The 21,347-nt window shown below is 38.7% G+C and carries 17 protein-coding genes and 1 tRNA gene; 6 read left to right on the top strand and 12 right to left on the bottom strand.

Features of this window, described 5'->3' with window-relative positions:
- Window positions 1-100: 100 nt before the first annotated feature.
- The 6 genes from ACLJJ6_RS10300 to yycF all read right to left on the bottom strand — a co-directional run bounded on the left by ACLJJ6_RS10300 (window position 101) and on the right by yycF (window position 7,294).
- Window positions 101-1,351 carry a S1C family serine protease gene (locus tag ACLJJ6_RS10300; RefSeq protein WP_412989349.1) on the bottom strand — a complete coding sequence of 417 codons (1,251 nt, stop codon included), beginning with the start codon at window positions 1,349-1,351 and terminating at the stop codon, window positions 101-103.
- Window positions 1,352-1,461: 110 nt separating this feature from the next.
- The gene (locus tag ACLJJ6_RS10295; RefSeq protein WP_412989348.1) at window positions 1,462-2,265 is read right to left on the bottom strand and encodes an MBL fold metallo-hydrolase; all 804 of its coding nucleotides are present in this window, start codon (window positions 2,263-2,265) and stop codon (window positions 1,462-1,464) included.
- 42 nt (window positions 2,266-2,307) lie between these two features.
- Complete coding sequence (locus ACLJJ6_RS10290; RefSeq protein ID WP_412989347.1) at window positions 2,308-3,390, bottom strand: two-component system regulatory protein YycI; 1,083 nt, start codon at window positions 3,388-3,390, stop codon at window positions 2,308-2,310.
- A 14-nt stretch (window positions 3,391-3,404) separates the two neighbouring features.
- Window positions 3,405-4,730 carry a YycH family regulatory protein gene (locus ACLJJ6_RS10285; protein WP_412989346.1) on the bottom strand — a complete coding sequence of 442 codons (1,326 nt, stop codon included), beginning with the start codon at window positions 4,728-4,730 and terminating at the stop codon, window positions 3,405-3,407.
- A complete protein-coding gene (walK, locus tag ACLJJ6_RS10280; RefSeq protein WP_412989345.1) occupies window positions 4,727-6,574 on the bottom strand; it encodes a cell wall metabolism sensor histidine kinase WalK in 1,848 nt (615 codons plus the stop codon). The genes ACLJJ6_RS10285 and walK overlap by 4 nt, the downstream gene beginning before the upstream one ends.
- A gap of 18 nt (window positions 6,575-6,592) precedes the next feature.
- Window positions 6,593-7,294 (bottom strand): response regulator YycF, encoded by a 702-nt coding sequence (gene yycF / locus ACLJJ6_RS10275; RefSeq protein ID WP_412989344.1) that lies wholly within the window; start codon window positions 7,292-7,294, stop codon window positions 6,593-6,595.
- 486 nt (window positions 7,295-7,780) lie between these two features.
- Here yycF and ACLJJ6_RS10270 point away from each other — a divergent pair, with 486 nt between their 5' ends.
- Together ACLJJ6_RS10270 and ACLJJ6_RS10265 are read left to right on the top strand one after the other, a co-directional pair.
- On the top strand, window positions 7,781-9,493 hold the full coding sequence (locus tag ACLJJ6_RS10270) for an ABC transporter ATP-binding protein (RefSeq protein WP_412989343.1): 1,713 nt from the start codon (window positions 7,781-7,783) through the stop codon (window positions 9,491-9,493).
- Window positions 9,494-9,710: 217 nt separating this feature from the next.
- A tRNA-Lys gene (locus ACLJJ6_RS10265) sits at window positions 9,711-9,783 on the top strand.
- 128 nt (window positions 9,784-9,911) lie between these two features.
- Here ACLJJ6_RS10265 and ACLJJ6_RS10260 read toward each other — a convergent pair.
- Entirely contained in the window at window positions 9,912-11,153 is a 1,242-nt protein-coding gene (locus ACLJJ6_RS10260) for an ISL3 family transposase (protein WP_412988180.1), read from the bottom strand.
- Window positions 11,154-11,501: 348 nt separating this feature from the next.
- Here ACLJJ6_RS10260 and ACLJJ6_RS10255 point away from each other — a divergent pair, with 348 nt between their 5' ends.
- The 3 genes from ACLJJ6_RS10255 (at window position 11,502) to ACLJJ6_RS10245 (ending at window position 15,758) form a co-directional block, all read left to right on the top strand.
- Window positions 11,502-12,302: a MurR/RpiR family transcriptional regulator gene (locus ACLJJ6_RS10255; RefSeq protein ID WP_412989342.1), complete on the top strand. Its 801-nt coding sequence runs from the start codon at window positions 11,502-11,504 to the stop codon at window positions 12,300-12,302.
- Between the two features lie 100 nt (window positions 12,303-12,402).
- Window positions 12,403-13,827: a glycoside hydrolase family 1 protein gene (locus ACLJJ6_RS10250; protein WP_412989341.1), complete on the top strand. Its 1,425-nt coding sequence runs from the start codon at window positions 12,403-12,405 to the stop codon at window positions 13,825-13,827.
- A 5-nt stretch (window positions 13,828-13,832) separates the two neighbouring features.
- Window positions 13,833-15,758, top strand: a complete 1,926-nt coding sequence (locus ACLJJ6_RS10245; protein WP_412989340.1) for a glucose PTS transporter subunit IIA — start codon at window positions 13,833-13,835, stop codon at window positions 15,756-15,758.
- A 77-nt stretch (window positions 15,759-15,835) separates the two neighbouring features.
- Here the strand turns inward: ACLJJ6_RS10245 and ACLJJ6_RS10240 are convergent, their stop codons facing one another.
- The 3 genes from ACLJJ6_RS10240 to ACLJJ6_RS10230 all read right to left on the bottom strand — a co-directional run bounded on the left by ACLJJ6_RS10240 (window position 15,836) and on the right by ACLJJ6_RS10230 (window position 18,447).
- Window positions 15,836-17,182 carry a dihydrolipoyl dehydrogenase family protein gene (locus ACLJJ6_RS10240; protein ID WP_412989339.1) on the bottom strand — a complete coding sequence of 449 codons (1,347 nt, stop codon included), beginning with the start codon at window positions 17,180-17,182 and terminating at the stop codon, window positions 15,836-15,838.
- A 61-nt stretch (window positions 17,183-17,243) separates the two neighbouring features.
- Entirely contained in the window at window positions 17,244-17,681 is a 438-nt protein-coding gene (locus ACLJJ6_RS10235) for a MarR family winged helix-turn-helix transcriptional regulator (protein WP_412990472.1), read from the bottom strand.
- A gap of 121 nt (window positions 17,682-17,802) precedes the next feature.
- Window positions 17,803-18,447 (bottom strand): LysM peptidoglycan-binding domain-containing protein, encoded by a 645-nt coding sequence (locus ACLJJ6_RS10230; RefSeq protein ID WP_412989338.1) that lies wholly within the window; start codon window positions 18,445-18,447, stop codon window positions 17,803-17,805.
- Window positions 18,448-18,926: 479 nt separating this feature from the next.
- Between ACLJJ6_RS10230 and ACLJJ6_RS10225 the strand changes: the two genes are divergently transcribed.
- Window positions 18,927-19,295 (top strand): DUF1304 family protein, encoded by a 369-nt coding sequence (locus tag ACLJJ6_RS10225; RefSeq protein WP_412989337.1) that lies wholly within the window; start codon window positions 18,927-18,929, stop codon window positions 19,293-19,295.
- A gap of 87 nt (window positions 19,296-19,382) precedes the next feature.
- Here ACLJJ6_RS10225 and ACLJJ6_RS10220 read toward each other — a convergent pair whose 3' ends face one another.
- Both ACLJJ6_RS10220 and ACLJJ6_RS10215 read right to left on the bottom strand, forming a co-directional pair.
- Window positions 19,383-19,919 carry a C40 family peptidase gene (locus ACLJJ6_RS10220; RefSeq protein ID WP_412989336.1) on the bottom strand — a complete coding sequence of 179 codons (537 nt, stop codon included), beginning with the start codon at window positions 19,917-19,919 and terminating at the stop codon, window positions 19,383-19,385.
- 219 nt (window positions 19,920-20,138) lie between these two features.
- A complete protein-coding gene (locus ACLJJ6_RS10215) occupies window positions 20,139-21,335 on the bottom strand; it encodes an MDR family MFS transporter (RefSeq protein WP_412989335.1) in 1,197 nt (398 codons plus the stop codon).
- Window positions 21,336-21,347: the final 12 nt, after the last annotated feature.

Genomic DNA, 21,347 nt, shown 5'->3' with positions numbered 1-21,347 from the left:
CCAGTAAAAAGACTGTCCTAAACAATCATCTCGGTCCACAAAAAAAGATGAAAATCCTGTTAGCCAGAATTTTCATCTTTCGTTATTCTTTTATTGAATATTATTTCGCTTGTGAATTTAGTGTGCTGGTTGTTTCTGTCAGATGGATTGTCGCTGTCTTGTAGGAGCCATTGTGATACCAGCCAATTGAGACCTTGTCGCCCACTTTAAGCTTGTACAGCTTATCACGTAAGGTTGCGACACTTGTAATCTTAGTCCCATCAAGTTTGGTAATAACATCATACTGCTTCAAGCCCGCTTTACGTGCAGGAGAGCCGGCATATGTCTTGTAAATAACTGCGCCTTCCGTTACCTTTGAAGGTAGCTTTAGCACTGATTTTTGTTGACTAGCAACAATATCAGTCAAATCAATCAAAGATGCACCTAATGCTGGACGAACAATTTTACCTTTTGAAATCAACTGGTTAATGATCGTGACCACTTCATTAGAAGGAATTGCGAAGCCCATTCCTTCAACACTAGTCCCGGAAGAGCTGCTCGAAAGCTTCATGGAATTAATCCCAATAACCTGCCCAGCTAAGTTAATCAATGGACCACCAGAGTTCCCCGAGTTAATCGCTGCATCTGTCTGGATAACTGTTGCTTCACCCGTTTCCTGACCAGCTTCATTTGTCGTTGAAACTGTCCGCTTCTTAGCAGAAATAATCCCTTGTGTCAGTGACGTTGCGTAATCTGAACCTAACGGTGACCCAATTGCCAGTGCTGTTTCGCCAACCTTAATATTGTTGGAATCTCCAAAACTTGCAACTGTGGTGACCACTGAAGAATTAATTTTCAAAACGGCTAAATCGGTAACTGAATCTTTACCAACAACTTTAGCAGAAACCTTTTTACCATTGCTCATGATAATTTCAACGGCATTAGAACCAGAAATAACGTGATTATTGGTAACAACGTAAGCTGCATTGCCACTCTTTTTGTAGATCACACCAGAACCTTCCGCGTATGTTTCTAGCTTATTAGAATTTGAACTGGAACTTGAGGAAGACTCACCGAAGATTGAACCATATAAGCTGTTACTTGAATTTGAGCTTTCTTTCTTCAGGTTAATGACCGTCACAACCGCATTTTTAATGCTGCTGTAGGCTTTTTCAGATTGATTGCTGACATTAACCTTCACGTTGCTGACCTTCGTTGAACCTGAACTGTTGGAACCACTTGGTACTGCAGTTGAGGATTCTGACTGCCGATTACTAATGTAATTAGCTGTTCCAAAGGCAATTCCCCCACTGATTAAACCAGCAACAAGTGCTGTAAGAAATACTGTCCATAATCCCTTGTTTTTAAACATAGCTATATGCGATCAAATGATCGCGCCGACCCCCTTTACCTTATTATTGTAACCATTTTCAGGATAACAGTAAAATGTGATGAAAATATGAATGATTTTAATAATTTTTACTAAATTGCCGTTAACCCGGTTGCTTTTCCGTGATCCGTATCGAATAGTTGGAAATCATGACCAACCGCTAGATCTTTGTTCTTCATCATCGAAGCCACCGTTAAATGGGCAAGTTCCTTCATATTATTATGCAAGCTAAGGTGACCGAGAAAAATTTTCTTCGTATGATATCCCATGACATCCATTAAGGCATTGGCGCCATCCTCATTGGACAAATGCCCATGATCACTCAAAATACGCTGCTTGAGCGGCCACGGGTACCCACCCATTCGTAACATTTCAACATCATGGTTAACTTCAAATAGATAGGCATCGGCATTCTCAATTTGCCCTTCAACCCGTTCTGAAACGTAACCGGTATCCGTCAAAATCACAAACGTTTTACCATTATGATGAAATTCATAAAATTGAGGCTCTGCCGCATCATGAGAAACTGCAAAACTCTCCACATCAATGTCGCCAAATGATTTTGTTTTGCCCGCTTCAAAAATATTTTTCTTTTCTTCAGGGATTGGCCCAATTTTAGGAGTAATAGCATTCCATGTCCCTTGATTGGCGTAAACGTCTAGATTATAGCGCCGTGCCAACACGCCAGCACCTTTAATGTGATCAGTATGTTCATGGGTAAGAAAGAGTGAATCAACATCCGCGAGATCCCGACCAATACTATTCATTAAACCCTCAATTTTTTTGCCACTCAATCCCGCATCCACTAACATCTTGTGTTGGGGCGTTTCAATGTAGGTCACGTTCCCGGTACTCCCGCTCGCTAAAACACTGATTTTCATATCATCATCACTCATGAATTTCCTTACTCCTTACTAAAATGAACTTAAATTAAGTATTTACTGAACTTCAGATGAAGTTGAGCTAGAAGCTAACGTGCTGCTACTGCTGCTACTTGATGAAGTGCTGCTTGAGCTGGTTATCGTTGATGTGGTGCTGGCACTCGTCTCCGTACTACTACTGTTACTGTAACTGCTCCGATTGGTGGTGGAACGAATACTAGAGGCAGTACTTGATTCAACGGCCTGTTTTGAACTGGAAACCGCTGCATCTAGCAAACTGCTGTCATCTTCAGAATTCGTGGTGTTGCTGCTAGCATCACTGCTCGAAGACTTCACTTGCGTATTATACTTCATAATCACCCCTGTAAAGGCATTAATCCGGTAATACTGCAGAGCTGCACTTCCCTTACCATGAACCGCAATATACCAGGTCGGTACGTAAACGGAGCCGCGCTGGATACTTAATAGACGGGAATAGCCTAAATGCGCCCACTTAATGACCGACTCATTCGGCACCTCATTATACTGGTAAAGCCAGATAATTGCACGTTCTTGGCTTATGGTATCCTGCTTTTCTCGAAGCGGTTTGGCATTCGTTAGATATCCCTGTGTATAGCCAACGACCTGATCAGAACTATTAACCTTAAAGCGAATTTGCCCTGATTTGGAATAAATACGCTTGCCGGCATATTTTTGCGTGTAAATAATCTGACTATCCGTCGAAATATCTGCGTCATATTCATAATACTTACCATTTGCAATCTGATTATAATCTTTAACAACCGCGTTCAATGTTCGTTCTGGATGCTTGGTATTTAAAGTAATGGGTGTGTTGAAAGTACTAATGATTTCGCCACTTACCATTTTTGCAGACTGTCCCGTTAAGCGCTGCATCTTTTTCTTCAATTGCTTGTTTCCCGACGTTTGCGTAGAAATATAATACCCCTGTCCCTTCTTAGTCGAAGGTTTAGAAAATGTAATCGAATCATCGCGCATTTCCTTTAAAATGGTGGCATTATGATTGGCACCCTGGGTCGTGGAATGAACATCTGAATCATTTTGGAAAAAGGAGATCACTAAGAAAATGTCCAAAGCCGCAAAGGCTACCAAAAAGATTAATTCAATTCTTTTGAAATCCATGCGTCTTCATCTCCTTAAGGCTGTGATTCAAGTAATGTCTGATAGGTTTGCCACTTATTCTTATAATTTATATACCAAGTTGGGGTTAAGTTAACCACCAAATCGCTAGCTGGATCGGTCTTCCACTGGTAGCCAATTTCAATTCCCTTAACTTCACTTAACTTATAGCCTATAGCTTGTAAGTTTTGTAGAACCGTCTGGGTTGACGGTAACGTTGTTTGCCGCTTACCAGTTGGCACCGGAATTTGAAGGCTGTACAGTGAGAAATTAATTTGTTTCGTCCGCGGACCTGTAAGTTCAACTTGAACCGTCCCATAGTTGGTCTGGTTAAAAATTGGGAATCCTTCAACATGACTGCGATAAACGACCGCATTGTTTTTAGAATTGTAATTGTAGTAACGCATATTATCCAGTGAAACTTCCAATTGTTTTAAAACGGTAAAACTCTGTGACAGGGCTTTGCTAGCTGACTCATGGTAAGATTGCTGTCCCGAGGCATCTTCATAAGACACGGTCCCCTGTTTGTTATTCACGCTCATCCGTTTGTTACTATCCGTATAAATTGTCTTATTCCCTTGTTCCTTGCTGGCGACCGAAGAGGCATTGTCGCTATCCATCAGCGTTGAAACAAAGTACGCTGCGGTTTGTTTGTTAACCAGGTAGCTATATCCAGGAACTTTTACCGGTGTTTGATAATCCGTGATCAGTTGATGATTAAATAGTGTTTCGGCAACCGCCATCTTACTAATATTTTTGCCGCTTAACAATTCCCGAATCCGCACAAGATCTTGATTCGTGGTCCGGACTTTATAAACAGCATAATTTTCATCGTTTAAAAGGTATACTTCATTGCGTTTGGTAACCGAGAAGACGATGCGGGAGATTTTTCCACTAATATGCAAATCCTGTTTGAATGCATCATTAAAAATGCCAGCCGTAACCGTGTCTGGATACTTCAGCATTACGGTTTCGTTTTGATCCACAATTGCCTGGTAGGCTTTTTGATCATTGACCGATTGCCGGCTAGCACGTAATAAATGCCACTTTTCAATCGCTGTTCGGAGGGAATCTGTCAGACTAACATTGGTATTATTAAGCAAATTTGTATTGGTACTGGACTGGCGATAGATCACCTGCGTGGGTAAATAAATGTCGCCAACTGATTTTTTAGACTGCTCATTTTGGATCACACTAGTTGAGTTGCGTCCCGACTGCTGCTGTTTGGTCCGCTCGTAACGCGCCGGGTTTGTCCAGATATACCAGGACAAGACCACACTTAAGAGAACCACAAAAATGAGTCCCAGATGAATTAAGATTCGACTCGTTCGCATTCCTCTCATTCCCACTGATCCTCCTCATCTAAGGGTTCATAAGGTAAGGAAATATAGAAAATTGACCCTTTACCTTCTTTGCTATCTACCCAAATTCGGCCGCCGTGCATTGAAATAATTTCTTTTGAAATTGCCAATCCGAGGCCCGTACCACCTTGAGCACGTGAGCGCGCTTTATCAACCCGATAGAACCGATCGAAAACATGGGTTAAGTCCTTCTTAGGAATTCCTAATCCCTGGTCAGAAACACTCAAAATCACGTGATTATGTGTCTCCAGCAACCGACAGGTAATCTGCCCACCATCTGGAGAGTACTTGATCGCATTATTCATTAGGTTATCTAAAACTTGCTGGAATTTATCTGTATCAACTTCAACCCACAAATCGCGGCGGGTAAATTCTCGTTTAATGGAATAGATTTTATCAGGATTATCGTCTGTTTTCAAAATCATGTCAAAACGGTCTAAAACATGATTAAAAAGTTCATTCAAGTTCACAAGCTCCAAATCGAGTTTGGCTGTGCCAGAATCCATACGTGAAAGGCTCAGCAAATCATTGATCATTCGAATCATCCGATCCGTTTCATCTTGCGTAACCTTCAAAAACTGAGGGGCCACCTTAGGATCCTTCCAGGCCCCGTCTGTCAAAGCCTCAATGTAACTTTTCAAACTAGTCAATGGCGTCCGCAATTCATGAGAAACGTTGGAAACAAATTGTTTACGATCCTGATCGATCTTTTGCTGCTCGGTAACATCATGCAAAACGCAAACTAAGCCGCTGATAAAGCCCGATTCCCGCTGTATTAAAGCAAATGAAGCATGCAAAATTAGATCCTGCGTTTTGGTTGAAAAATCGAGAACAATATCGTCTTGATTTTCTAATAACTCGCGAAGGGTGTATGTGTTGCGAATATTCAGCACATCTAAAATGGATTTTCCCGCTGTGTGTTCTGCATCAGCACTCAAAAAATCCAACGCCATGTCGTTCACAATGGTGATGCGTCCCCGCCGATCGGTCGCAATAACGCCATCGGTCATGTGAGATAAAACACTATCCAATCGGCGTTGCTCAGATTCAGTCGATTCCTGAGCCTCTTCAACCCGCACTGACAAGTTATTGACAGCTGAAGCCAATTGTCCCAGCTCATCTTTTCCATATACGTGCACATGCCCGGAATAATCTCCCCGGGCAATACGCATCGTCTGTTTTTTCATTTCTTCAATTGGTCGGGTGATTGCCCGCGAAATAATAATTGCCAGCAGGAGGCCAACGACAATCGCAAAGGAGGCCGCCACAAAGAAAATTAAGGTGATTTCATTGACGTTTTCATAAACGCTTTCCAAATTGGCCCGAATATACAGCGCCCCGACCACTGTATTCGTATTCCCGCTGGTGCTAATTAAAGGGATGATTGAAATATAGTAGCGATTATGGTTTTGCTGATCATACGTCACCTCTTGGTAAGAACGTGAGTTATAAATCACATTCTTAATTGCCCGGTCGGTTGTTTTTTGCCCCACGGAAGATTGTTCATTTAAGTCACTTGAAGCACGTACCGTTCCCTTACTATCAATCACTCGAATTTCTGTGATATTCGTATTGTTGACATCGGAAATGATTTGTTGAATTTGTTTGTTTGCTGAACTGGTGTTACTTTTCCCTAATTGATCAGAAATAGCATTATCAACGTAGGTCCCCAGTTGAACTTGGCTTTTAAATTGATTTAAGTTCTGTTGTTCCAACTGACGTACAAAAATAACCCCGACAATTTCCAATGTTATCATTAATAACAAGGCGAATACCAAGGCTATTTTAAAGTTTATCGATTGATAGAAACGGGTCTTTTTGTTCATAACCAAATATGGCTCCCATTATTTTTCATTTTCTGGATTCCGTAAATAATAACCCACACCACGGCGCGTAACCAGATAAACTGGATTACTTGGGTTTTCCTCAATTTTTTCCCGCAGACGCCGGACAGTCACATCGACCGTACGAACATCCCCGAAGTAGTCGTAGCCCCATACCGTTTGCAACAAGTGCTCCCGTGTCATAACCTGACCCATATGCTGTGCCAGGTAATACAGTAATTCAAATTCGCGGTGCGTTAAGTCGAGCTGTTCACCATGCCGAGAAACAGCATAGGCATCTGGATTAATGTCCAAATCACCGACTTTAATATCATTGCTTTCCTGTTCTGAACTTACGAGCTGATCCTGCCGACGTAAATTGGCTTTCACACGGGCGATTAATTCCCGGTTTGAGAACGGTTTGGTGACATAATCATCAGCACCGAGTTCTAGACCAACGACCTTATCTAGTTCAGAGTCTTTAGCTGTCACCATAATGATCGGAATACTGTGCTTGGCACGGACGCGACGGGCAACTTCAAGCCCATCAATTTTAGGCAGCATAAGATCTAACAAGATCAAGTCAGGATGTTCATCTTCGACCTTTTCAAGGGCTTCTTCCCCATCATAGGCTGTAATGACTTCATAACCTTCTTTAGTTAAATTGAATTTTTCGATGTCTGAAATCGGCTTTTCATCATCCACAATTAAAATCTTTTGCATAAAACTTAGTTCCTCCTTAACAGAGTCGTTTTTAAATAGCTAATTTTGGGTAAATAATTTAGAAAACATTGCGTTTCTATTATACCACATGAGTTTTAGCGGTTACACTAACGCTAGCGTAGACAAATTTCACAATAGCTACATCACTTTAATTTAAAATTTGATTTTCCGCTTGCTGCAGTTACGCAGCCTTTCATAATAGCAGATTTACGTCAGCTTATCAATTATCCGGTATCTTCTTCAATTCACTTACACTTTCAAATTAAAAATCGTGGGTCGACTAATATCAACCGAACCCATTTTAAAGATCTTTTGCCTTTCTATTTTTTAAAGTTAAAATAAGGTTATAAATTTGTGATATAAGCATTAAAAATTAATTGCAATCATTTTCCTGTAAGTATACTATTAACTGCAATAGGTGCGTTAATCATCTTTTTGATGTTCATTATAACTGGGACATATTCTAATAACTTTAGGGGGAAGCCTATGAAAAAAAGTAATCTACTTCAATTATTGAAGGGCTTAACACTTAGTAAAACCCAGATCATTTTTGCCAGCGTTTTATCAATTGCTTCAGCAGCCATCCTTTTATACATGCCATTACAGGCCAAACGGTTAATTGATAACTTTGCAACCGAGTTCGATTTAACTCACATTTTGGCTATCGGGGTTACCTTAATTGTTCAGGCAATTTTGTCTGCCTTTTCTTTTTACCTGCTAACGCGACTTGCAGAGCGGACCGTTAAGGAAATCCGTCAAAAAGTCAGCAGCCATCTTTTAAATGCTAAACAAGAGGTACTTGGTAAGGATCTCTCTGGGGATTTAGCCAGCAGTGTGGTCACGAACACTGAAACGATTAACCGACTTTTGTCAGGACTTCTCCCAAACGTAGTTAGTGGCTTAACGTCCGTCGTCGGTGCCTTATTTTTTCTTTGTATCATGAGTTGGCAATTAACATTAGTCGTATTTTGCGCCCTCATTTTTTTAATGGTGCTCATTTCTCCCATTTCAAATGTAACTAATCAGACTTATGAGGCCAGCCAAGCCAAATCAAATGGCTTGGTTGGCCAACTCTCCAACTATTTTTCAGAAATTAAACTCTTGAAAAGTTCCAACGCACAACAAGAAACAGCCGAAAAAATTAATCACGAAGTTACCGATCTCTATCTTTTTGGTATTCGAATCGCAAAAATCAATTCAATTATGGACCCGCTGGTGACAACGGTAATTATGGCAACCATTTTGATCATCTTTGGTTTTGGCGGGTACTTAGTTTCGGTTAAAACAATTACAATCGGTACTTTAATTTCTTTTTTGCTATTTGTTTTCCAGATCATCACGCCGTTTGCCAATGTTGGAAACGTCATAAACGATTTTCAAGCCAGCAACGGAGCCGCTAAACACCTTAATGACTTATTAGCTCTCCAGGTAGAAGATTATAGTGGTGCGGCCAATTTCACCTTAAAAGATACTTCAATTGTCTTTCAGAACGTTGGTTTTTCATATAATCCAACTAAAGAAACACTGAGGGATTTGAATTTAAGATTTGAAAATAATCAGTTAACGGCGTTAGTGGGTCCCAGTGGCGGCGGAAAATCAACTATCATCTCTCTTTTGGAACGTTTTTATGAGCCAACCACCGGTAAAGTTCTTCTTGGTGATCGCAACGTCCAGGAGTTAAATTTAAAAACTTGGCGAGCTAAAATTGGTTATGTTCCCCAACAAACAAGTGTCATTGGGCGAACTCTGCGTGAGAGCTTGCTATTTGGCTTAAAAGGCCAGAAGATTACGGAGGAAGAAATTCAGGCTGCTTTAAAACAAGCTTATTTGCTCGATTTTATTCAGAATTTACCTGCCGGTTTGGATACGCCAGTAACAGAAAATAGCGGTAATCTTTCTGGAGGTCAGGTACAGCGTTTAATGTTAGCACGGGCACTTCTACGCAAGCCCGAATTATTGATTTTAGATGAATTCACCTCTGCGCTTGATAGTGAATCAGAGAAGTTTATCAAACAGTCCATTAATCATTTGCGTGATCAAATGGGAATCGTCATTGTTGCTCATCGTCTTTCGACCATTAAAGATGCCGACCAAATTTATTTTATTAAGGATGGTACCGTTGCCGGTTTGGGAACTCACGAAGAACTGATTGCCTGCCTACCGCTTTATCAAAAGTACGTCGAAGATCAGCAATTATAAATCAGCAAATACTTAACTCACAGAAGGTTGCCAAGAATTCTTTTCGTTCTGTGGGTTATTTTTGCGCCTACGAATCAGTTGTCACACAATGAAACAGCTGTCGTAAAAATCAGCACTACATTTCAAATAGCTCGGCCAGATTGACGCAAAAAAATTTATAAGACGGGTTGTCAATGCTGAAAATATATGATAATATATTTAAGTCGGTTAATGATATGGGTGGTTAGCTCAGCTGGCAGAGCAACGGACTCTTAATCCGTGGGTCCAGGGTTCGATCCCCTGACCACCCATAAATACCAATTAATCAGTAATCATGCAGCTTTATGCCGTGATTGCTGATTTTTTTGGGTCTCTGTCAAATTGTATTGGTGGAGATTTTTGAAAAGCATGTTCACTTCGGTGAATGTGCTTTTTTTGTTTACGCATAAATTAAACTGATACGAATGAAAAAGTTATGAATATTTTGAAAACCAAAACAGCTACGCTTTAACACCTTAATTTTACGATTTAGTCCTTCAATAGGACCGTTGGAATACGGATAACGACAACTATTGAGAACAGCAGGACCATTCTTTATTAAAGTTGAGATAGTAATATCCATTTGGTTGCCAGCCGCCTTGTAGTTGGCAATCAAGGTTTTAAATCCAACCGCATCTTTTTGTTGAATGGCTGTTAGAATTCCTTGATAGGTTTGATACACAGTTTTAAATTCTGGAAATTCATCTAAGGCTAGGTCAATGGCGTTCTGTTGGGTCATGTATTCGTTGATACCGTGTAAATAGATAAGTTTAGTATCATTGACCTTTTCTTCTGCCAAATGGAACAAACGCCATTGAGATTTTAGAATGCGATAAACTCGGGAATGCTTATCTTGAAAAGTATGGATCACACGTGTACGTTCGTTATCCAGTGCCCGACCGGCAAGTTGAATAATGTGGAAACGGTCAATGATGGTTATTGCCTTAGGAAATAACCGATGAATAAAGCCAGCATACTCAGCATTCATATCAACGGTGATTGTTTGAACTTTCATACGTTCTTGAACTGAATAGCGAGCTTCAAAGTAATCAATGATATCCTTACTAAGGCGATCCTTAAGAATCACAATGCGGCGATGACTAACGGCATCGCAACAGTTAAAGGACATTAGATGATTACAGGAACGGAATTCATCAAAACAAAGATTTTGGGGGAGTGTTTTAACACGATAAGCTAAGTGAATATTCGCATTTAAAATGCGTTGAACACTACTTGGTGAAATCCCACAAATCTTAGCGATTTCTTTACTGGTCAGCATATCCCGAGCCAGAACAATTACTTGATGTTTCACATTATGCGTAAAAGTTTCATTACGTTTAACGAGGTTAGTTTGAGCACCACAGGTTTTTAAACACCGTTTACATTGATATCTTTGTCGTTTTAGCTGCATCTCATAACGTCCACCTGATAAGGTTCCCAATCTTAGATGGCCAATGTGAGTTCCATTTTTGATTAGAGATTTATGGCCACAATGAGGACATTTTAAAAGTTGATAGGAAAGGATAGCGTGAACGACATGAACGTGTTGCCCATTGGGATAATGTTCCTTAGTAATCTCAGTTACAGTTAAATTAGGGTCTGTTATTTCGAATAGGCTTAGGATAGAATTAGTTAGGGACATTTGTTTTTCCTCTTTTCGATTTTATTAGGCGATTAAATCGTAACACAAAGAGGGCAAATGTCCTTTTTTTTTTCAAAATAAAAACTGGTATCAGTTATTCACCAATACCAGAAAGTGTAGACCCTTAATAATCGTAAAAATGCAATTAAGTCATATCAGAAGAATATCTTCTTCAAGAATCAAATTTTTTCTTCTTTTTTCATCGAGCTATTAAACGATATTCAAATTTGTTTGAGATGCCAACTATTGCGTGATAAACTTACATCAATAATTTATTGGTAGCCTTTTCACATACGGTGATACATCAACAAAGGTGTTATGAGACAGCAAATGATTGGAGGATATGCATTGTCAGAATATAATAATATTAATAATTTGGGCTTATTGAATGCCCTCAGTCGAATAATCAATTCTGGTAACAAAGATAGTAACTATTCCATTGCAACTTACATTATTCATAATATGCATCGCATTAAAAATCTTTCTATAAATGATATTGTAGATGAAGCTTACTCTTCCCGATCAGCCGTACGGCGGTTTGCAGAATATCTAGGATATGAAAATTATTCTGATTTAAAAGAATCAATTAATAAGCTCATCTATCCAAGTGATCTAAGGCACAGAAATATAGATACATTAGAAAATCATCGTAATAAATTAGATAAATTAATTGATAATATGATAGATGACATCAACGTAGTTTGGTCAGAAAACGTTCTTCAAGAATGTGTTGAACTGATACACAGTCATGCTCAGGTACTTTTAATTGGTGCCAACAACACGTCTGGTGATCTAATTCGTTTTCAGCAAGAACTTATTTTCGCCAACAAAATAGTTAGTGTTATTTCTGGTCCATATACAAACAACCAGCTTTCTCAGGAGAAAGATGATAATCGTCTAATTGTGACCGTTTCAGCCTCAGGAAAATTTGCCGAAATAGCTAACGACTGGATTAGAAAACTATCTGGAAATAAAATTTTAATAACCGCGGATCGCGCTGATTTTTTTAAAAAAACGTATAATCAAATATTATATATAAGTCAAACCTCTTTTACAGAGGACTACCTGGGAATATATGGAAAGTATGGAATAACATATATACTTGACTTGATTTCTACTTCATATCTATTTCAATACGCCCAACAGTAAATTATTTTAATAAAGGTCATGGTTCAAAATCTGAATCATGGTCTTTTTTTTTTGCAATAGAATAAAAATGAAAGCGATAACAAAATAAGGAGGAACGTTAATGCGTCACTATAACGATATATTCAAAAAAACCGATTTTCTTTGGGGATCCGCCACGGCGGCTTATCAATGTGAAGGTGCCTGGAATGAAGATGGTAAGGGGTTAAGTGAATGGGATTGGTTTAATCATACAAGCAAAAAAAATATCAATAATACAGACGGTGATATAGCTGCAGATTTTTATCACCATTACAAACAAGATATAGATCAACTTGTAATTGGACATCAAAATACGTACAGAATGTCCATTTCATGGAGTCGAATTATGCCCGATGGAATTGGAAAGATAAATACTAAAGGACTACATTTTTACGACAAAGTCATTGATTATTACATTAGCAAGGGGGTCGAACCCAATATTTCCCTTTTTCATTATGATCTCCCACTAACACTTTCTGAACAAGGAGGGTGGTTAAATTTAAAATTAAGCGATTACTTTGCAAATTATGCAAGAATCTGTTTTAAACATTTCGGTGATCGTGTAAAGCTATGGGCAACGATTAATGAACCACATTATTACAGTTATTGCACGAATATTGTTGGGAATTACCCCCCTTCGCGTCATCTTGATTTTCAAAGTTATTTTCAATATCAATATAACCTAATGTTAGCCAGTGCCAAAGCCGTTTCTGAATTCAGAAAACTTCATATTGACGGAAAAATTGGCGTTGTTCATGATAACGGAAATATTGAACTGGCAAACAATACTAAAGAAAAATCAAAGGTTCGTGAAATCGCAGATTTATTCTACAACCGAATGATTCTATGTCCTGCATTACTTGGTGAGTTACCTAAAGAAATGGAATCTGTCATGAAACTTTTTAATGTTGATCTTTATCGAGAAAAAAATGATCAAGAAATCATAAAATCTGGCAAAGTAGATTTTCTTGGCTTAAATTTATACAATCGTCAACTTGTTACCGACTGGCACAAGGGTGAAACTAATGTTTTTCATAATAATAAAGGGGAAAAGAGTGCTACAAGGGAAGGTATTAGAATTAAGCATCTTTTTGAAACTGCCTATGACAAAAATATCAAACGAAATCCATGGGGAAGAGAAGAAAATCCCCGTGTTATGTACACAGCTTTAAAAGAAATTGATAAACGTTATCAACACCCAATGATCATGATTACTGAAAATGGAGTGGGCGAATATGAAACTCCTGATAAAAATGGATTTGTTGAGGACGACGAAAGAATTAGAATCACCAACAAATTTTTAAAGTACATGTTAAAAGCTAAATCTGAAGGTGTCAACGTACGTGGATATTACCATTGGTCAACGATGGACCTTTACAGTTGGATCAACGGCTACGAAAAGAGATATGGCCTTGTTCGTGTCGACTTTGATAATAACTTAAAACGCATTCCTAAGAAAAGTTTCTCATGGTATAGAAACTTTATTGAAACATACGAAAAGGAGTAAAAATTATGTCTAAAGAAAATTGGAACTTCAATAAAATATCAAAGCAATTATTAGCTAATATAGGTGGTGTATCTAATATTAATGATATATATCATTGTGCTACTCGTTTAAGGATTGTTGTTAAAGATACTTCTTTAGTAAATGAAAATAATATTAAAAAGATTGACGGCATACTCGGTGTCATGATTAAAGGTAACGAAGTTCAAAATGTCATAGGCCAACAAGTAGATGAATATTATAACGGTGTTATATCGAAAATAAATTTCAAAAAAAATGATAGTACCAAGAACAATATGAATCAATCTAAAAGTGACTCTGCATTTACAAACAAAAAATTATCTATTAAAAATATTCTATCCATTATACTTGATTTTATTAGTGGTGTTGTCTTACCAGTTATGCCAGTATTTGTTGGTGCCGGATTCTTGATGGCTCTATTAAATTTAGCTAAAACCTTTTTTAACTTAAACCCAAATGGTGGAACTGCCACAGTTCTCAGTGCTATTTCCTCGTCGGGTTTCTTCTTTCTTCCTGTTTTTGTTGGTTTTTATGCCGCTAACAAGATGAAAATTCCTGGCGCAATGGGGGCATTTCTTGGAGCTATTTTAACCTCTTCAACTATTAATAGCGTAACCGGCTTGAGCTTTTTAGGATTACATGTAGCTAAAACCCAGTATAACGGTACAGTTCTTCCGGCAATACTTGGAGTCATTGTTTTGGCTTTCTTATATCGCGCACTCAATCATTATTTACCAAAAGAAATTACTTACTTTTTTACTCCACTAATTTCCATTGTAATTACAATTCCCATAGTGATCCTGGTTATCGGACCAATTAGTAACACAATTAGTAACGCTTTGGCTGCTGGATTTGCCTTGCTAAGCGCCAAGGCAAACTGGCTCGCGTTTGCATTGTATAGTGCACTCAATCCAATTTTAGTCATGTTTGGTATAGACAAAGGATTTATCCCGATTGTTATTAACAACATGTCCAAGATGGGATATGATACTTTAATTTATCCAGCAGCTATGACTAGCAATCCGGCAATGGGTGCTGCTGCTTTAGCCGTTGCGCTGCAAAGTCATAAATTAAAGACTCGCGGAGAAGGATTCTCTGCTGGAATTACGGGCATACTTGGCATTACCGAACCTTCTATCTTTGGATTCTTATTACCGTATAGACGAGCATTATTTGGTGCTATTGGTGGACTTGTTGGTGGAATCTTTCAAGTTAAACAAGGGGCGTTGATGTCCCCTGGTCTCATTTCCTTAGTTAGTTATTTTGTTGGAAAAAATCCAACAGCAAATTTCACTTTCGCAGTAATTGCGCTTATAGTTTCCGTTATTTCAGGTTTTACAATTACAACGATTTTAATTCGTACAGATACGAATCGTATGGAGAATAATCTCTTTATAGCAGACCGATCAAATAATAGCACTTTAATTACTAGTCAAAATGCTGGTAAATCAGCCACTCAAGAACAGTTATATGCTCCAACATCAGGCACTTTAAATCCTCTTTCTAAAGTAAGTGACGACTTAATTGCGGACAAAACACTGGGGGATGGTTTTGCTATTGAACCAAGTACTGATCAAATTTTATCGCCTGTCGGTGGCACAATTTCTACAATTTTCCCTACTAAACATGCGATCGGAATCACGACACCTACAGGCTTAGAAGTATTATTACATTTGGGAATTGATACAGTTAACTTAGCCGGTGCCCCATTTACTTTGACGATTCATAATGGTGATAAAGTTAACGCAGGAGACAATGTTGCCAAGATGGATTTGCAACAAATAAAGAAAGCTGGTAAGCAAACTACAGTCATAGTTCTTATTACAAATATGAATAAGGTCAAAAGCATTCAACCTATCATTTCAAGAAATGTAAGTAAAAATGAAAAAATTGCAATGGTAAATCTTACCTGAGGCTTAACCGAATTACTAATAGACAAAAAAATAGACCCGAAAACTAATTTTCGAGTCTATTTTTTAATGTACCCATTTTAATCCCGGTGCAGCAGCACACTAATAATGCTAATGATACCAATGGAGGCACTTGGGAAGGCAAAAATCTTCTGATCTAGGTCATTTGCTGTTAAATGACCTTCAATTATAAATGTAATTAAGTTAATTAACTCGGGAGCATCTTCTCCATAAATGCTAGCACCAACTAAATAATTATCTTGATCAAATACGAGTTTCATTTCTGCTTCAACTTCGTTTTTATATTGGAAAAGCAACTGTTTCCCATAAGGGACCGCTTGTACATGATAGCCGTCGGAACCATTGGCTTCTTCTGGCGATACACCTACTTGCGCTATCCGTGGCAAACCGTACACGACCATTGGCACAACCGGATACTGGATCTCTGCCGAACTTCCTAAAAGCTGCTGTGCGATGTAATTCGATTCAAACGTAGCCGTTGGTGTCAAACGAGGAATCTGCTTATCAATGACGTCGCCGCTGGCATAGATATTTTTAACAGATGTCCTTAAGTGTGAATCGACGACAATTCCGCTGCGATTAAAGTCTACACCAACTTCTTCTAAGCCTAGCTTCTCTGTATTTGCCACCCGTCCCGTCGCATCAATCACGTAATCAGTCACGAATTCGTGACCTTTATTTGTGACCACTTTATAGTGATCAGCTTCTTTTTGAACTTCAGAAACTGCTTCATTAAAGTTAAAGTGAACACCCTTTTGTTTCAACTTATCTACGAGCTTCATCACATATTGCAGATCAAATGCGGCTAACGCACGGTCAGCAAATTCAACGACTTCAACCTCGGATCCAAGTTCACTTGCCATAGTCGCAAACTCTAACGAAATTACACCTGCACCAATGAAGGTCATCCGTTTAGGCATTTGTGGAAGATCTAGGAAATCTTGATTATCATGTAAATATTCTTTTCCTGGGATGTTCAGTTTAGCTGCCCGCTGCCCAGTCCCAAGCACGATTGTTTCTGCATGGAGGTGCTGATCATTAACTGCAACCGTATGTGCGTCCGTTAACTTACCTTCACCCATATAGACGGCGATGCCTAATTGTTTGAATAAAGCCGTCATTTGTAGTGCCAACGGATCAATTGCTTGATGTTTATATGCCATCAATTGTGGCCAATCAATTTTTGGTGCTTCAGAAACGCTAATTCCTTTGTATTGGTTCAGCCGATCAGCTAATTCAAAGGGGCCGTCTAAAAGGATCTTCGGATCACAACCATAGTTTGTACAAGTCCCAGCGATTTTATCTTTTTCAATAATCGCGATTGACTTTCCGGCTTGTCTTAAAGCCACTGCAGCATGCCAATTTGCGTGTCCGCTACCAATAAAAATCACATCATAATTTTCCATAAAGTTACCTCCATTTTGTTTTTTGGTCGTGCACGATTAATATGAGAAATTTAAAAGCAATTTAATCTAAAATTGCTTCCAATTGTTCAACCATTTCATTATTAATCTTCAGAGCTGCTTCATATTTCTTAACATCAAAAGACTGATGACTAACGCAGTCGCTAATTGTCTGATAGATCGCAGTTTCATTAGCTTTAGCCTTTTCTGTTAATCTAATATTTAATTGACGATGATCCTCAGCTGGCTGAATTCTTTGAACCCACCCGGCAGCTTCTAACCGTCTTAGCAAGGGCGTCAGCGTATTACTACTCAAACGCAATTGCTCTCCCAAGCTATGTAAAGTTTGGTTGTCTTGCTGCCACAAGGACAATAAAACCAAATACTGCGCATAGGTGAGCCCAAACGGTTTCAGGGCTTGCTGATAGAACTTCGTAAACAATCGACTCGCATTATAAACAGAAAAACAAAGTTGGTTAGTTAATTTCATTTCTTCATTAATCAATTTCATTCCTCCCTTTTCAATCGTGCACGACCATTATAAAACCTCCCGCACTTTTTTTCAAGGAAAATAAAAAAACTGCCCCTCGTGGGGACAGTTTTTTGAGAACTTTAAAGCTATTTTAGTACCAGCCGTTTGCTTGCCAGAATGCCTTAGCAGCTGACCATAAACCGTAACGTGAAGATACATATGAGTTAGCAACCTTTTCCTGGTTAGCAGCGGAGTAGTCACCGTTTAAGTATGATGAACTTAATTGGTACTTACCAACATATTGACCGTTACGTGCAGAGTATGAACCACCAGATTCTTTGCCAGCAATCCATGCTTTAGCAGATGCTTCACTACCAGTTGCTGTGCTGCTTGTGTTTTGTGTTGTTGTGTTTTGTGTTGTTGTGCTTTGTGAAGTTGTTTGAGTTGTCTTTTGTGTACTTTGACTTGTTGTGTTTGTGTTTTGTGTATTTGAGCTGCTTGCTGCTGGAACTGTATTAACTTCTTTCTTAGTAGCAGCTTTGATTTCACCGTCGCTCTTGATCAATAACTTTTGTCCTACATAGATCAAGTCAACGTTCGAAATTTTGTTAGCTTGAGCTAACTTAGTATAGTTAGTATCTTTGTTAAATTTGAATTCGATTCCTGAAAGGGTGTCGCCGCTCTTAACTGTATAAATTTCATCAGCATGAGAAACAGAAACTAATAATGTAAGACCCGCGAACAATGCAGCTACGAAAGCTACCATAAATTTAGTAATGTTGTTTTTCAATGTCATATCTAACAATCTCCTCGTTTTTTATAAGCTACTGTGTACAATACACTCTAAATGTTGCAGTTATGTTTCAACAAGGTTTATATTCATTGACCTTCAATTGTAATCATGTCATCTTTCTGTAATATATATCAAAAATATAATTGAATTTAAGTGAAGTTAATTTAGCTAAAGCTTTGCAGCACTAAGTTTGCTGCTTATTTTTCAATTTATGTTTTTTGCTGAATTTTTTCGTAGCTTTTTGCTCACAATATTTTTAATCACCCATTTTATTTTCGCTGGCTTTTTGCCTAACTTAGGACGTTTTACTCGGTTTTCGTCGTGTTTATAGGCTATAATCATAGTTCAATTTAACATCAGTAGTTTAAGTTTAAACTAAAAATCACATCTCTAGGATAATTTCTTCTTATATAATTTTCATGATATTATTTCAAATCTTCTATATAATAGGACCAAGTCAATCATTAACAAGGAGTGTTTACATGTTAGCAACTATTACGGTTTTAGTGAGCTTACTTATCGCTGCAGCTCATCTATACTTCTTATATATCGAACTTTTTGCTTCTTATGAAATGGTTAGCAAATTTTTCAACATTCCTTTGAACATTGTCAAAAATTCGATTATGCAAAAATTTATTCAAAACTTAGGCCTCTTTAGCGGCTTTATCGGGTTGGTCCTTCTTTTAACGGTAATTATTGTTCCAAGTGGCCCCATGAAGTATATGCTGATCTTCTTAAACTTGTTTGTGTTCCTCAATGGTATTTATGAAGGCTTTGTATTTTCACGACGTTTTTACTTGTATGAAGCCTTGCCCGGTTTCATCGCACTACTCTTAGCAATTATCATGTAACTACAGATTCAGCGTGCAGTGCAACAAAAAATGAGTGTCTTTTCCATTTTCTCTGGAAAAAGAACACTCATTTTTAATTATCATAAACTAATTCACGTGCCCTGAAAAGCTTGGCATAAAGGAACTGCTAACTGCTTGTACAGAGACGTCTTGCCCAGGAGCCGGAGCAGCAACATATTGCCCATTTCCTATGTAAATCCCAACATGATAGGTTGCACCCGCAGAGCCCCAGAATAATAAATCTCCCGGTTGTGCTTGTGCTACTGATTGCTTAGTTACATGACCTTCTTGAATCACCGTATTGTGGCCTAAGGTTTCACCCGTCGTCCGTGCGTAAACCCACTCAGTAAGTCCTGAACAATCCATTCCTTTCAGTGATTCGCCACCCCAAACGTAGGGAATGTGCTGTTTGGCAAGATTTAAAGCTTCTGCCACGACCGCACGATTTCCAGTTGTACTCGTTGTTTCCATAGTTGTGACCGTTTGCTGATTGCTGACAGTTTGAGCTGCTGTGTACGTTTGATTTCCATCATTCGCATTAGCGCTGACACCAACCGTTCCTAACGACATACCTGCAAGACTCACAGCGACGACAAGTGCATGTTTGAAATTAAATTTGATCATAGACACCCTTTCGTGTTAACTTATTTCTTATTATTATAACAATAAAAATATTAACACGCACTTAATACGACATCGTTTAATTCCATTTACAATTCCATCTCAAAATATTACGAAAGATGACAACTTACTTATTTAATGATGGTCACCTTCACTCAACTTACATGATAACAAATTCTTAACTTCAACTTAACCAAAAAAAGCAGCCCGTTAAGGCCACTTTTACTTATATTCAATTAAATCGTGTTTACTCTGTTCAATAATGATAATGTTCACCAAGAAGATGAGTGCAATGAGCACAGAGGCAACGACAAAGAGGGAAACGAACGACAAAGTGTCAATAATTAAACTCCCCACCAATGGCCCTAACGCTCGTCCAGCCGAAGGAAATGAGCTAGCAAGGCCCTGGTAGCGCCCTTTCATCCCATAGGGTGACAGCAAGTTTGCAATCGCTGGAATTTGTGGAAAAGTAATTGCCTCGCCAATAGTCAAAATGATCATCGCTAGTACAAAGGACCAGTATTGTTTGGCAAATACTAAAATAACAAATGAAGCGATCAGAAAAATCATCCCAAAGTAAACCTGGTGAAACGGATCTTTAAACAACCGTCCGCCCTGCCAACTTAGAAGGCCCTGAACAATTAAAATAAACAGACCGTTTACCGTCCACAAGAAACTATAGTCTTTCAACGGGATATGCAGGCTCAGCATGTATACTGAAATATTGCTGTTCCACTGTTGGTAAAAGATCCAGATCAAAAACAAGCTGATAAACAGGGTATACATCACAACCGTATTAATGTGCGGTAATTTTTCTTGGGTTGATGCCACATTAGCATCCGGATCCATTTGGTGCTGCTGTTTTGGGTGCTCCCGTTTCACATGATAATTGGCCGCCGCAACAACAAAGAAGAGGACATAAAGTGCTGTAGAAACGGCAAACAATGGGGCAACGTTATCTTTAAACAAGATTCCCACCACAGCCGTTCCGATCATCACACCCATATTTTGGACAAAATATAACATGTTAAAAACAAAGCGCCCGTCACGACTATGCACCGTGGTCCCCAAAGCATTGACAAATGCCATAATCCAACCGGTTCCTAGCCCGATTAACACTAACATAATCGGATAGACTGGCCACCCATTTGAAAATACTAAAACGCCCATACTTAGTGCCGTAAACACAATACCGCCAAGTAACAAATAATAGCCATCATACTTATCAAATAGTTGGCCCGCCACAAACGAACCAACGATGCTGGCCACTGAATTTAACATCAAGACAATCCCGACAATCGTCAGCGAATGTCCCAAAATATTATGCATATACACGGTGGTTAGTGGCCACACAAAACTCATTCCGATACTGTCCATTAGAGCACCTAATAACAAGTATCGTAACTTCAATTCTTTCATCGTCCTCTCCTT

It is taken from the genome of Pediococcus siamensis (assembly GCF_047220215.1).
Lineage (GTDB): Bacteria > Bacillota > Bacilli > Lactobacillales > Lactobacillaceae > Pediococcus > Pediococcus siamensis.
The sequence above is the reverse complement of the archived record's forward strand: the minus strand, read 5'-3'. Positions and strand labels throughout refer to the sequence as shown.

What these genes read in the sequence shown, in the direction of transcription:
- ACLJJ6_RS10300 (WP_412989349.1), bottom strand. Translation starts at nt 1,351, where the DNA reads ATGTTTAAAAACAAGGGATTATGGACAGTATTTCTTACAGCACTTGTT.
- ACLJJ6_RS10295 (WP_412989348.1), bottom strand. Translation starts at nt 2,265, where the DNA reads ATGAGTGATGATGATATGAAAATCAGTGTTTTAGCGAGCGGGAGTACC.
- ACLJJ6_RS10290 (WP_412989347.1), bottom strand. Translation starts at nt 3,390, where the DNA reads ATGGATTTCAAAAGAATTGAATTAATCTTTTTGGTAGCCTTTGCGGCT.
- ACLJJ6_RS10285 (WP_412989346.1), bottom strand. Translation starts at nt 4,730, where the DNA reads ATGAGAGGAATGCGAACGAGTCGAATCTTAATTCATCTGGGACTCATT.
- walK (WP_412989345.1), bottom strand. Translation starts at nt 6,574, where the DNA reads ATGAACAAAAAGACCCGTTTCTATCAATCGATAAACTTTAAAATAGCC.
- yycF (WP_412989344.1), bottom strand. Translation starts at nt 7,294, where the DNA reads ATGCAAAAGATTTTAATTGTGGATGATGAAAAGCCGATTTCAGACATC.
- ACLJJ6_RS10270 (WP_412989343.1), top strand. Translation starts at nt 7,781, where the DNA reads ATGAAAAAAAGTAATCTACTTCAATTATTGAAGGGCTTAACACTTAGT.
- ACLJJ6_RS10260 (WP_412988180.1), bottom strand. Translation starts at nt 11,153, where the DNA reads ATGTCCCTAACTAATTCTATCCTAAGCCTATTCGAAATAACAGACCCT.
- ACLJJ6_RS10250 (WP_412989341.1), top strand. Translation starts at nt 12,403, where the DNA reads ATGCGTCACTATAACGATATATTCAAAAAAACCGATTTTCTTTGGGGA.
- ACLJJ6_RS10245 (WP_412989340.1), top strand. Translation starts at nt 13,833, where the DNA reads ATGTCTAAAGAAAATTGGAACTTCAATAAAATATCAAAGCAATTATTA.
- ACLJJ6_RS10240 (WP_412989339.1), bottom strand. Translation starts at nt 17,182, where the DNA reads ATGGAAAATTATGATGTGATTTTTATTGGTAGCGGACACGCAAATTGG.
- ACLJJ6_RS10230 (WP_412989338.1), bottom strand. Translation starts at nt 18,447, where the DNA reads ATGACATTGAAAAACAACATTACTAAATTTATGGTAGCTTTCGTAGCT.
- ACLJJ6_RS10225 (WP_412989337.1), top strand. Translation starts at nt 18,927, where the DNA reads ATGTTAGCAACTATTACGGTTTTAGTGAGCTTACTTATCGCTGCAGCT.
- ACLJJ6_RS10220 (WP_412989336.1), bottom strand. Translation starts at nt 19,919, where the DNA reads ATGATCAAATTTAATTTCAAACATGCACTTGTCGTCGCTGTGAGTCTT.
- ACLJJ6_RS10215 (WP_412989335.1), bottom strand. Translation starts at nt 21,335, where the DNA reads ATGAAAGAATTGAAGTTACGATACTTGTTATTAGGTGCTCTAATGGAC.